The organism is Pseudomonas sp. PDM27 (assembly GCF_019219205.1).
Lineage (GTDB): Bacteria > Pseudomonadota > Gammaproteobacteria > Pseudomonadales > Pseudomonadaceae > Aquipseudomonas > Aquipseudomonas laurylsulfatiphila.
Genome location: NZ_JAHUWF010000012.1, coordinates 91245 through 103601, shown reverse-complemented (window position 1 = coordinate 103601; position 12357 = coordinate 91245). Strand labels below are relative to the sequence as shown.

Below are 12357 nucleotides of genomic sequence, written 5' to 3'. Positions count from 1 at the left end.
CATGAGCATTTCTCAACACGTCGCGGTCATCACCAGCGATGAGCAAGCCCTGATTGTCGCCAGCGATCTGGCCGAAGATTTCAAACGTGACAGCGCCCTGCGCGACCGCGAGCGCCGCTTGCCACACCCGGAACTGGAAGTGTTTTCCCGCTCGGGCCTGTGGGGCATCAGCGTGCCCAAGGAATATGGCGGCGCCGGTGTTTCCAACGTCACCCTGGCCAAGGTCATCGCCCTGATCGCCCAGGCCGACGGCTCGCTGGGGCAAATCCCGCAGAACCATTTTTATGCCCTCGAAGTGCTGCGCGTGAACGGCAATCATGAGCAGAAAAAACGTCTTTATGCCGAAGTGCTGGCCGGCCAGCGCTTCGGCAACGCTCTCGCCGAACTCGGCACCAAAACCGCCCACGATCGCATCACCAGCCTGACCCGCGATGGCAGCGGCTATCGCATCAATGGCCGCAAGTTCTACGCCACGGGTGCGATTTATGCCCAGCGCATTCCCACCTCAGTGGTGGATGAAAACGGCGTGCAGCAACTGGCGTTCGTCCCGCGCAACAGTAAAGGCCTGACAGTGATCGACGACTGGAGCGGCTTCGGCCAGCGCACCACCGGCAGCGGTTCGGTGGTGTTCGAAGATGTCTACGTCGCGGCCGAAGATGTCATCCCCTTTCAAAGCGCCTTCGAACGCCCGACCCCGGTCGGCCCGCTGGCGCAGATTCTCCATGCCGCCATCGACACCGGCATCGCCCGCGCTGCATATGAAGATGCACTGCACTTCGTACGCACGAAAACCCGGCCGTGGATCGACGCCACCCACGAAAAAGCCACGGACGATCCGCTGACCCTCAAGAGCTTCGGCCACCTGAGCATTCGCCTGCACGCTGCCGAGGCACTGCTGGAGCGTGCCGGTGAATACCTCGACAAGGCCCAGGCCGACACCCAGGCCGAGACCGTCGCAGCCGCGTCGATTGCCGTCGCCGAAGCCCGTGCCCTGAGCACCGAAATCTCCCTGGCCACCGGCAGCACGCTGTTCGAACTGGCCGGCAGTCAGGCGACCTTGATCGAACACGGCCTCGACCGTCACTGGCGCAATGCCCGGGTGCACACCCTGCACGATCCGGTGCGCTGGAAGTACCACGCCGTGGGCAACTACTACCTCAACGATGAAAACCCGCCACTGCGGGGGACCATCTGAATGGCCAAGAAAAAGATCCTGCTCAATGCCTTCAACATGAACTGCATCGGGCACATCAACCACGGTTTGTGGACGCACCCGCGCGACACGTCCACCCGCTACAACACGATCGAATACTGGACCGAACTGGCGCAATTGCTCGAGCGCGGGCTGTTCGACGGCCTGTTCATCGCCGACATCGTCGGGGTCTACGACGTCTACCAGAACTCGGTGGACGTGCCGTTGAAAGAGTCGATCCAGCTGCCGGTCAACGACCCGCTGTTGCTGGTGTCGGCCATGGCCGCGGTGACGAAAAACCTCGGTTTCGGCCTGACCGCCAACCTCACCTACGAAGCGCCGTACCTGTTCGCCCGACGCCTGTCGACGCTGGATCACCTCAGCCGTGGCCGGGTCGGCTGGAACATCGTCACCGGCTACCTCGACAGTGCCGCCAAGGCCATGGGCCTGAGCGAACAGGTCGAGCATGACCGTCGCTACGACCAGGCCGACGAGTACCTGGAGGTGCTCTACAAACTCCTGGAAGGCAGCTGGGAAAACGGCGCGGTGCTGAACGATCCACAGCAGCGGATCTATGCGCAGCCTGAGAAAGTGCACAAGGTCGAGCACAAGGGCGAGTTCTATCAGGTCGAGGGTTATCACCTCTGCGAACCCTCGCCGCAGCGCACACCGGTGCTGTTCCAGGCCGGCAGTTCGGATCGCGGCTTGCTGTTCGCCGGGCGGCATGCCGAGTGCGTGTTCATCAGTGGCCAGAACAAGCCATCGACCAAGGCGCAGGTGGACAAGGTCCGTGCCAGTGCCGTCGAAGCCGGGCGCAATCCCGAGGACATCAAGGTGTTCATGGGCCTGAATGTGATCGTCGGCGCCACCGAAGAACTGGCCTGGGCCAAGCACGCCGAGTACCTGAGCTACGCCAGTGCCGAGGCCGGCGTGGCGCACTTTTCGGCGTCCACCGGGATCGATTTTTCCCAATATGAAATCGACGAGCCGATCCAGTACGTGAAGAGCAACGCGATCCAGTCCGCCACCAAACACCTGCAAAACAACGACTGGACACGCCGCAAACTGCTGGAACAACACGCCCTCGGCGGTCGCTACATCACCGTGGTCGGCTCACCGCAGCAAGTGGCGGATGAGCTGGAATCGTGGATCGCCGAAACCGGGCTGGATGGCTTCAACCTGACCCGCATCGTCACCCCGGAAAGCTATGAGGATTTCATCGAGTTGGTGATCCCCGAGTTGCAACGGCGGGGGTCGTACAAGACGGCTTATGACAGTGGCACCTTGCGCGAAAAGCTGTTTCAGCAGGAGGCGTATCTGCCTGAACAACATACGGGCTCGGCTTACCGCCGCTAAAAAGCTTCGCGAGCAAGCCCGCTCCCACAGGGGAATGCATTCCAAATGTGGGAGCGGGCTTGCTCGCGAAGAGGCCCCACCAGACACCAAAAAATTAATGCACTGACTGGATAACTCACCATGAAAAAGCACTCCCTCTCCCACCCAGTCAAAGCACTGGCCCTGGCCCTCGGCCTGTTCAGCTCTGCGGTTTTCGCCGCCGACGCGCCGCTGAAAATCGGCACCACCGCCGCCTTCGCCATTCCCCTTGAAGCCGCCGTCGAAGAGGCTTCCAAGCAAGGCCTGAAAGTCGAGCTGGTGGAGTTCACCGACTGGATCGCGCCGAACGTCAGCCTCGCCGCCGGCGACATCGACGTGAACTACTTCCAGCACATCCCGTTCCTGGAAAACGCCAAGGCCGCCTCGGGTTTCGACCTGGTGCCGTTCGCGCCGGGGATCATCAACAACGTCGGCCTCTACTCGAAGAAATACAAAAGCTTCGACGAACTGCCGCAAGGCGCCAGCGTGGCCATCGCCAACGACCCGATCAACAGCGGTCGAGGCTTGCAACTGCTGGCCAAGGCCGGCCTGATCACCCTCAAGCCTGGTGTCGGCTACAAAGCCACCGAAGAAGACATCATCGCCAACCCGAAGAACATCAAGATCCTCCAGGTCGAAGCCGTGCAACTGGTACGCGCCTATGACGATGCCGATCTGGTGCAGGGCTATCCGGCCTACATTCGCTTGTCGAAAACCTTCGACGCGGGCTCCGCGCTGCTGTTCGACGGCCTCGATCACAAGGAGTACGTGATTCAGTTCGTGATCCAGCCGAAGAGCAAAACCGACCCACGACTGATCAAGTTCGTCGACATCTACCAGCACTCACCCGCAGTGCGCGCCGCACTGGATAAGGCTCACGGCAAGCTCTACCAAGCCGGTTGGGAAAGCTGAGCATGACCGCCGCCATCCAACGGCGACTGGAGAATCCAGAGCCGCAAAGCGCCGAGCGCACCGAGCTGCATCCCGAACTCAACCATGCCCACGTGCGCTTCATCGGCCTGGGCAAAACCTACAACGGCCAGCAAGGACCGGTGGCCGCGTTGCACGGCATCGACCTGGCGATCCAGCGCGGCGAAGTGTTCGGCATCATCGGCCGCAGCGGCGCCGGCAAATCGTCGCTGATTCGCACCATCAATCGCCTGGAGCAACCGAGCAGCGGTCGGGTACTGATCGATCAGGTCGACATCGGCGAATTCGACGAAGACCGCCTGGTGGCGCTGCGTCGGCGCATCGGCATGATCTTCCAGCACTTCAATTTGATGTCGGCCAAGACCGTTTGGCAGAACGTCGAGTTGCCGCTGAAAGTCGCCGGCGTGCCCAGGGAACAACGCGAGCAAAAGGTCCGTGAGCTGCTGGAACTGGTCGGCTTGCAGGCCAAACACAAAGCTTACCCGGCGCAATTGTCCGGTGGGCAGAAACAGCGCGTGGGCATTGCCCGGGCGCTGGTGCATGACCCGCAAATCCTGCTGTGCGACGAAGCCACCTCGGCACTGGACCCGGAGACCACGCAATCGATCCTCGGACTGCTGCGCGAGATCAATCAACGCCTGGGGCTGACCATCGTTTTGATCACCCACGAGATGGCGGTGATCCGCGAGATCTGTGATCGCGTAGTCGTCCTCGAACACGGGCGCATCGTCGAGCAAGGCCCGGTGTGGGAAGTCTTCGGCAATCCACAACATGAGGTCAGCAAGACGTTGCTGGCGCCGTTGCAACACGCACTGCCGGAAGAGCTGCAAAGCCGTCTGCAGCCGCAATCGAACGCCCCGGATGCCGCCGTGGTCCTGCGCTTGCAGTTCACCGGCAGCCAACGCGACGAACCGGACTTGGCGGCACTGTTCAGCGCCCTCGGAGGCCGTGTGCGATTGCTGCAAGGCGGCGTGGAACGGATTCAGGGGCATGCCCTCGGGCAACTGCTGCTGGCGGTGACGGGCTCCCCCCATGGTGCCGAGGAATTGCGTCAACGCGCTGGCCAATGGGCGCAACAGGTGGAGGTGCTGGGTTATGTGGTTTGATCGCTTGCTGCAGGGCTTTATCGACACGTTCCTGATGGTCGGCGTGTCGTCGCTGATCGCGCTGTTGGCGGGCATTCCGCTGGCAGTGATCCTGGTCACCAGCTCCAAGGGTGGTATCTACGAAGCACCGGCGCTGAACCGCGTTTTGGGTGCGTTCGTGAACCTGTTTCGCTCGGTTCCTTTCCTGATCTTGATGGTGGCATTGATTCCGTTCACCCGGCTCATCGTCGGCACCACATATGGCGTATGGGCGGCCGTGGTGCCGTTGACCATCGCAGCCACGCCGTTCTTTGCGCGCATTGCCGAAGTCAGTTTGCGCGAGGTCGATCATGGGTTGATCGAAGCGGCACAAGCCATGGGCTGCCGGCGCTGGCACATCGTCTGGCATGTGTTGTTGCCGGAAGCACTGCCGGGGATTGTCGGTGGGTTCACCATTACCCTGGTGACGATGATCAACTCCTCGGCCATGGCCGGGGCGATTGGTGCGGGCGGATTGGGGGATATTGCCTATCGGTATGGGTATCAGCGGTTTGATAGTCAGATCATGTTGACGGTGATTGTGCTGCTGGTGGCGTTGGTGGCGGTGATTCAGCTGGGTGGGGATCGGTTGGCTCGGGGCCTCAACAAGCGGTAGGCATGTTGTGAACACTCTTTGTGGCGAGGGGGCTTGCCCCCGTTGGGGCGCGAAGCGGCCCTAAAACCATTCCATAAGGTGTGTCAGAAAAAACGAGGCCGCTGGTTTTACGACTGCTGCGCAGTCGAACGGGGGCAAGCCCCCTCGCCACAAAAGCGCCCTTGCCACAGGTCATCATTGGTCTTCGGAGGTAAGTTTTCGTACAGGGAAATCAGCGATTTTGCAGGCTCGTTCCCTTTCCTTTGCAGGACATTTCCTAGATCATTTCGCTCGCTTGCGCCTGCCAAATTCTGTGGCTAGTCTCGGTCCGTCACTGCTCATCAGTGATCGGGTTTAGTAGCCCGGAACAATAGGCGCATAGCGATTCCATGCTCATGTCCGGCAAATTTTGCCGCATGCAGAATATGGTGGCTGTGCGTGGGGTACCTTCGGGTGCACCGGTTTTCCTATTGACCGGCCTACTAACCTGCGTACAGCCGCCACCCAATCGTTTAGTAGGCGATAAGTGATGGCTCCCATGCAGCAATAGGAGTAACACTCATGGAAAAATCCGTTCCCGATCCCCCCGAAACCTCCACCGAAGACCCGCTCCGGGATCGCTCAGCGCTCTACCGCGCCATCGATTTCCACCTCACCGGCAAGCAACCCGCAGCACCCGATGAAATGCGCTTCTACAACGTCAGCAAGGACGTGAGTTTCGAAGACACCCAGCTCTATGTCGCCGACTTGCTGCGCTGTGCTTCGGTCTCGGCGTATCAGTGTGGCGACCAGCTCAAGGGGGCCGACCGGGCGATGGTGTACTCGATCTGGCATTTGCTGGAGATTGCCAAGGCGATGGTGGATCACTCCATCGAGTGTTTGGGGATGAAAAAGGGCTGAGTCTGACTTTAATCATCGGTTGTCTATGCCACCGCCATCGCGAGCAAGCTCGCTCCCACAGTTGACCGTGGATATCTGTGGGAGCGAGCTTGCTCGCGATGGGCTGCGCAGCAGCCCCCGGCGCCATGGCGTATATTCGGTGAATCCAAATTGCCTGCGCAGCCGACCATGAAACAAACACCCATCGACCTCGAACAGATCACCACCACGACCCTGGGCCACTACAACGCGGTGGCCGAAAGTTTCCGTGAAGGGACGCGAGATCACGACGTCAGCCAGAACATCGATGCCCTGTTGCGGCATATTCAGGGCGATGCGCCTTTCGACATTCTCGATTTCGGCTGCGGGCCGGGGCGTGATTTGCAGGCGTTCACCCGTATAGGCCACAAGGCCGTCGGCCTCGACGGTTCGGAAAAATTCGCGCAGATGGCCCGCGAGGACAGCGGGTGCGAGGTATGGCAGCAAGACTTCCTGAAGCTTGATCTGCCGGCCGAGCGCTTCGACGGAATTTTTGCCAACGCGGTGCTGTTTCATGTTCCGCGTCAGGAGTTGCCGCGGGTGTTGAAGCAGTTGTGGGGAACGTTGAAACCGGGCGGGGTGTTGTTCAGTTCCAATCCCCGTGGCGAGAATCAGGAAGGCTGGAATGGACCGCGTTATGGGTCGTATCACGACCTGGCGGCCTGGCAGCAATTGTTGACCGAGGCGGGGTTTGAGGAGCTTGAGCATTACTACCGGCCGGCAGGGCTGCCGCGGGAGCAGCAGCCTTGGTTGGCGAGTGTGTGGCGTAAAGCTGTGTAGTCAGTCCCGACGCCATCGCGAGCAAGCTCGCTCCCACAGTTGACCGCGTACACCTGTGGGAGCGAGCTTGCTCGCGATGAGCGCGAAGCGCTCGCTTTTTAAACAGCCTCTTTCTTCGGCTCGCGAATCTTGTACCAGGCCACATACAGCGCCGGCAAAAACAGCAGCGTCAGTAAGGTGGCGATGACGATCCCGCCGATCATCGCGTAGGCCATCGGCCCCCAGAACACTTCCCGGGCAATCGGGATCATCCCCATGCTCGCCGCCGCCGCGGTCAGCAGGATCGGCCGACGTCGATGCTCTGTGGCCTGTACCACCGCATCCCACGGCGCATAACCCTTCAGTTCGTACTCCTCGATCTGGGTCACCAGGATCACCGAGTTACGGATGATGATACCGATCAGCGCGAGGATCCCGAGGATCGCCACGAAGCCCATGGGCGTACCCGTCGGCACCAGCGCAATCACCACGCCGATCAGCCCCAGCGGCGCGACGCTGGCCACCAGGAACAGCTTCTGTACGCTGTGCAGCTGGATCATCAGGAAGGTCGCCATCAGGAACAGCATCAGCGGCACAACCTTGGCAATCGGGCCCTGGGCCTTGCCGCTTTCCTCCACCGTACCACCGGTGGCGACCTTGTAGCCCGCCGGCAGTTTGGCTGCGAACGCGTCGATGGACGGCTTGAGGATTTTCACCAGGTCGGTCGGCTGGATCTCGTCGCGGATCGCCGCCTTGATGGTGATGGTCGGCAGGCGATCGCGACGCCACACCAGCGGTTGCTCCAGTTCGTAGCGCACCGTGGCGAACGCCAGCAGCGGAATCGACGTGCCGTTCGGCGTGACGATTTGCAGGTTCTGCAGGGTTTCCGGCGTTCCGCGCTCGGAATCCACCGCACGACCGACCACGTTGATCAGGTAAATGTCGTCATCGACCTGGGTCACCGACTGGCCGCTGACGATGCCGTTCATCAGGTTAGCCACATCCTCGGAAGACAGCCCCAACTGCCGCGCCTTGTCCTGGGCGATGTCGATGCGCAGCACTTTGCCCGGTTCGTTCCAGTCGTAGATGATCTCGCCAACATGCGGGTTCTTGTCCAGCTCAGTGGCCAGGTCGATGGCATGTCGGCGCACCTGGTCGATGTCCTTGCCGCTGATCCGGTACTGGATCGGACGCCCTACCGGCGGGCCCATTTCCAGCGCCTGGACATAACTGCCGATACCGACGAAGTCGTTGCGCAAGCGCTCGCGAAGCTTCTGCATCATGGCCTCACGGGTGTGGCCTTTGCTGACGATCACCAACTGCGCGTAGAAGGGGTTCTGCAGTTGCTGGTCCAGTGGCAGATAAAAACGAATGGCACCCTGACCGATGTAAGTGCTCCAGCGCTCGATGTCCGGATCGTCCTTGAGCGTGGCTTCGAGGCGATCGACAGCCCGGCGGGTTTCGTCGATCGAGGCGTTTTGCGGCAGGTTCAGGTCCACCAGGATTTCCGGCCGGTCCGAAGACGGGAAGAACTGGTTCTGCACGAAGCGCATGCAAAACAACGCCAGCACAAAACACAGCACCGTAATGCCGATGGCCCACCAGCGATTGCGCATGCACCACAGCAGCCCACCGTTGAACGCCTTGCCGATGCGCCCGGGTTCGCCTTCATGAGGTTTCACCTTGGTGCTGAGAATGTGCACGCCGATCACCGGCGCAAACAGAACCGCCACCACCCACGACACCAGCATCGCGCAGGCAATCACCGCAAACAGGGTGTAGGTGTATTCACCGGCCGAGCTGGCGTTCAAGCCGATCGGCACGAAGCCCGCCACCGTGACCAGCGTACCGGTGAGCATCGGGAACGCCGTGGATGTGTAGGCGAAGGTCGCCGCCTGCTCCTTGGTCTCGCCCAATTCCAGGCGCGTGACCATCATCTCTACGGTGATCATCGCATCGTCCACCAGCAGACCGAGGGCGATGATCAGTGCACCGAGGGAAATCCGCTGCATGGTGATGCCGCTGTACTCCATGAATACAAACACCATCGCCAGTACCAGCGGGATCGAGCAGGCCACCACCAGCCCGGCGCGCACGCCAAGGCTGACGAAGCTGACCAGCAGCACGATCACCACCGCCTCGAACAGCGCGCTGGTAAAGCCGCCGACGGCCTCCTCGACCACCACGGCCTGGTCGGACACGTTGTAAATGCCGACGCCCACCGGCAGGTCGGCGGTCAACTCGTCAATACGGGCGTGCAAGGCCTTGCCGAACGCCTGGACGTTGCCACCCTTTTGCATGGCAATCGCCAGGCCGATGGCCGGTTTGCCGTTGAAGCGGAATTCCGGCGAGGCCGGATCGACGTAGCCGCGGCGGATTTCGGCAATGTCGGCCAGACGATAGTAACGGTCGTTGAGCTTGAGGTTGACCTCGGCCAGGTCTTTCTCCGAAGCGAACTTCCCAGACGTGCGTACCGAAATCCGCTCCGGCCCGGCCTCGATCACACCCGCCGGGGTCACGGCGTTCTGGGATTGCAGGCTCTGCACCACCTGACGCTCATCGATGCCCAGCGCGGCGAGTTTGCGCGTGGAGAAGTTCAAGTACAGCACTTCGTCCTGTTGGCCGACCATTTCGATCTTGCCCAGCCCCGGCACACCGCGAATCTCCATGCGCGCCTGTTCCACGTAGTCGCGCAACTGACGCAGGGTCAGGCCGTCGGCGGTGAAGGCGTAGATCGACCCGAAGACGTCACCGAACTCATCGTTGAACGACGGCCCCTGTATGCCCTGTGGGAACTGGTATCTGATGTCGTTGATCTTCTTGCGCACCTGGTACCAGATTTCCGGGATGTCCTTGGCACTGGTGGTGTCGCGCAGGTACACGTACACCGTCGATTCGCCGGGGCGCGTGTAGCTTTTCACGTAGTCGAGGGAGTCGAGCTCTTCGAGCTTTTTTTCGATCCGATCGGTGATCTGCTTGAGGGTTTCCTCCTGGGTCGCCCCCGGCCATTTGCTCTGGATCACCATGGTTTTGATGGTGAACGACGGGTCTTCTTCGCGCCCCAGGTTGAAATACGAGAACACACCCATCAGCAACGCGACGAACATCAGATACCAGATGAACGACTGATGCTTGAGGGCCCATTCCGAGAGGTTGAAAGGCCCTTTCATTGACTGTCCTCGTCGATTTTCACTTGCTGCCCCGGCTTGAGGCTGTTGACACCGGCACTGACCACCCGCTCGCCGTTCTTCACGCCGCCGGCCAGCACCACGGTGCTGTCGGTGCGGCTGATCACGGTGATGTCGCGGGGGGAGACGGTTTTACTCTGTGCATCGATCACCCAGATGCGCGGCTTGCCATCGACCTCCTGCAGCGCGGTGACTGGCAACTCGATGCGCGGCTTGATCGCCGAACTCAGGGTGACGCTGATGGCCGTGCCCAAGCGGAAGCCCTGTGGCGTTTCGGCCAGGGTCAGGCGGGCGCGACGGGTGCGTGTCGCGCTTTGAGCCTGGGGTTCGATTTCACGGATGACGGCAGTGGTGTTGATGCTCGGATCGAGTTGCGCAGCGACCTGAAACACCACATCGCTGGGCAACTGGTCAACGAGGGTATCGGGCAGGTCGATCACCGCTTCCTTGATGTCCGGTTGGGCCAGGGTCACCACTTGTTGACCCGCCGTCACCACTTGTCCGGCCTCGGCGCTCCACGCGGTGACCACGGCTTTATGGTCGGCGCGCAGCTCGGTGTAGCCCAATTGGTCTTTGCTCTGGTTGACGGCCGCCCGAGCCTGATCGAGGGAAGCCTGGGTGGTTTTCAGGTCCGTGTTGGCCGCGTCGAGTTGCGCTTGCGCGCCGACCCCGCGATCGAACAGGGCCTGTTGACGCTGGGCACTGGCCTTGGCATTGATCAGTTGCGCCTGGATTTTCGCCAGGTCGCCCTGGGCCGAGCGCAATTGGTTCTGCTGATCGGAAGGATCGAGGGTGGCGAGCAGCGTCCCCTTCTCCACCTCGGTGCCGACATCGACGTTACGGCTGGCGATCCGCCCGCCCACGCGGAAGCCGGTATCGCTTTGATAGCGCGCCTGGATGCTGCCGGCGAAGCGGCCCAGATCCTCTTCGTTCAAGGTCTGGACCTTGATCGACAGCACCGGCCGTACCGGTTCCGGCGGTGGTTCGCTTTTGGAACAGGCGCTCAGCACCAGCCCGATGGACAACGCCCATAAAGGCTTCATGGCTTGGCTCCCCACGTCAGATCCTTGTAAGTGTTTTCGGCAATCTCGACGTCCATGTCGGGGTGCAAGAGTTGACCACCCGCGATGATGACTTTGTCGCCGTCTTTCAACCCGCCGCTGATGATGACCTTGCCGGTCAGGTAGCGGCCGACAGTGACCGAATGCAACTGGGCCTTGCCCTTGTCGTCGACAATCCAGACAGCGGGTTCACTGATGTTTTTGGTCAGCGCCGACCACGGCAACTCGATGACCGACTTGCCCGACCCCCTGGCCGTGGCACTCACCACCGAGCCCAATTGCATGCCGTCGGGCAGACTGTTGAGGCCGACCTTGACCTGCACGGTACCGGATTGCGCTGACACCGCCGGGGTGATTTCGCGCACGGTGCCGGTGGTTTTGATCGCCGGGTTGTCGAGCAGGCTCAGGACAATGGTGTCATCGCTCGGCTTCTCGGCCAGCAGCGATTCATAAACGTTGAACACCGCATCGCGGTCGCCGTCACGGGCCAGGCTGAAGATCGGCATTGTCGCCTGAACCACCTGGCCGACTTCCGCCTGACGCTCGGTAATGATCCCCGGCGCATCGGCGATCAGCGCCGTATAGCTCAACTGATCCTTGGCATTGGCCAACTGCGCCTGGGCAGCGCTCAAGGCGCTCTGGCTGCTGTTCAAGGCGGCCTGGGCCGAGTCATATTCACTCTGGCTGGTATAACCCTTGGGCAGGAGTTTTTGCTGGCGTACGAATGCCGCCGCGTTCTGCTTCACCCGCGCCTGTTCGGCGGCCACTTGCGCCTGGGCCGAGTCGACGTTGCTCTGCAAGTCCTTGGGGTCGAGCCGGGCCAACACTTGCTTGGCGGTCACTCGATCGCCGACATCAACCGAACGCTGGATGATCTTGCCACCCACACGGAAAGACAGCTCCGTCTGTACCCGCGCCTGAATATCGCCGGTGAGGGTAACCGGGGCCGCGTAGTCCGCCGGCTTGACGACTTGCACGAACACCCGTGGCAGGAATTCCTGCACGGGTTTTTTCTCGTCGCAAGCCGTCAGCAGGGTGACGACACTCAAGGCCATGACTACTTTGAATCCGGGAACCACCATGCAATCTCCTTGGCCTTTTTCATTTACAGCACGACAGAGAGCTTAGAACAGGACAGGAACCTTGCACGAGCGTCTTATGAAGAAAAAATTCACCCTGCCTTACGTCCAAAACACTTGCGCCAGACACCTGCCCG

At 61.1% G+C, this 12357-nt stretch carries 10 protein-coding genes; 7 read left to right on the top strand and 3 right to left on the bottom strand.

All coding sequences use genetic code 11. From position 1 onward, the window contains the following. Position 1 precedes the first annotated feature (1 nt). The 7 genes from KW838_RS22875 (at position 2) to KW838_RS22845 (ending at position 6913) form a co-directional block, all read left to right on the top strand. The gene (locus tag KW838_RS22875; RefSeq protein WP_218503676.1) at positions 2-1195 is read left to right on the top strand and encodes an SfnB family sulfur acquisition oxidoreductase; all 1194 of its coding nucleotides are present in this window, start codon (positions 2-4) and stop codon (positions 1193-1195) included. Beyond that, positions 1196-2548, top strand: a complete 1353-nt coding sequence (locus tag KW838_RS22870; protein ID WP_218503675.1) for an LLM class flavin-dependent oxidoreductase — start codon at positions 1196-1198, stop codon at positions 2546-2548. It abuts the gene before it with no gap. A 120-nt stretch (positions 2549-2668) separates the two neighbouring features. Then, complete coding sequence (locus tag KW838_RS22865) at positions 2669-3478, top strand: MetQ/NlpA family ABC transporter substrate-binding protein (protein ID WP_218503674.1); 810 nt, start codon at positions 2669-2671, stop codon at positions 3476-3478. Positions 3479-3480: 2 nt separating this feature from the next. Then, on the top strand, positions 3481-4602 hold the full coding sequence (locus tag KW838_RS22860) for a methionine ABC transporter ATP-binding protein (protein ID WP_218503673.1): 1122 nt from the start codon (positions 3481-3483) through the stop codon (positions 4600-4602). Beyond that, entirely contained in the window at positions 4592-5236 is a 645-nt protein-coding gene (locus KW838_RS22855; protein ID WP_102701880.1) for a methionine ABC transporter permease, read from the top strand. The genes KW838_RS22860 and KW838_RS22855 overlap by 11 nt, the downstream gene beginning before the upstream one ends. A gap of 540 nt (positions 5237-5776) precedes the next feature. Continuing rightward, positions 5777-6115 (top strand): DUF6124 family protein, encoded by a 339-nt coding sequence (locus KW838_RS22850; protein ID WP_218503672.1) that lies wholly within the window; start codon positions 5777-5779, stop codon positions 6113-6115. Between the two features lie 168 nt (positions 6116-6283). Continuing rightward, on the top strand, positions 6284-6913 hold the full coding sequence (locus tag KW838_RS22845) for a bifunctional 2-polyprenyl-6-hydroxyphenol methylase/3-demethylubiquinol 3-O-methyltransferase UbiG (protein WP_102701882.1): 630 nt from the start codon (positions 6284-6286) through the stop codon (positions 6911-6913). Between the two features lie 98 nt (positions 6914-7011). Here KW838_RS22845 and KW838_RS22840 read toward each other — a convergent pair whose 3' ends face one another. Genes KW838_RS22840 through KW838_RS22830 form a run of 3 tightly spaced genes read right to left on the bottom strand, consistent with a single transcriptional unit; the run spans position 7012 to position 12223 of the window. Beyond that, positions 7012-10062, bottom strand: coding sequence for an efflux RND transporter permease subunit (locus KW838_RS22840; RefSeq protein WP_218503671.1), 3051 nt, complete (start codon positions 10060-10062; stop codon positions 7012-7014). Continuing rightward, positions 10059-11123: an efflux RND transporter periplasmic adaptor subunit gene (locus KW838_RS22835; protein WP_218503670.1), complete on the bottom strand. Its 1065-nt coding sequence runs from the start codon at positions 11121-11123 to the stop codon at positions 10059-10061. The genes KW838_RS22840 and KW838_RS22835 overlap by 4 nt, the downstream gene beginning before the upstream one ends. Further along, a complete protein-coding gene (locus KW838_RS22830) occupies positions 11120-12223 on the bottom strand; it encodes an efflux RND transporter periplasmic adaptor subunit (RefSeq protein WP_102701885.1) in 1104 nt (367 codons plus the stop codon). Before KW838_RS22830 ends, KW838_RS22835 begins: the two co-directional genes overlap by 4 nt. Positions 12224-12357: the final 134 nt, after the last annotated feature.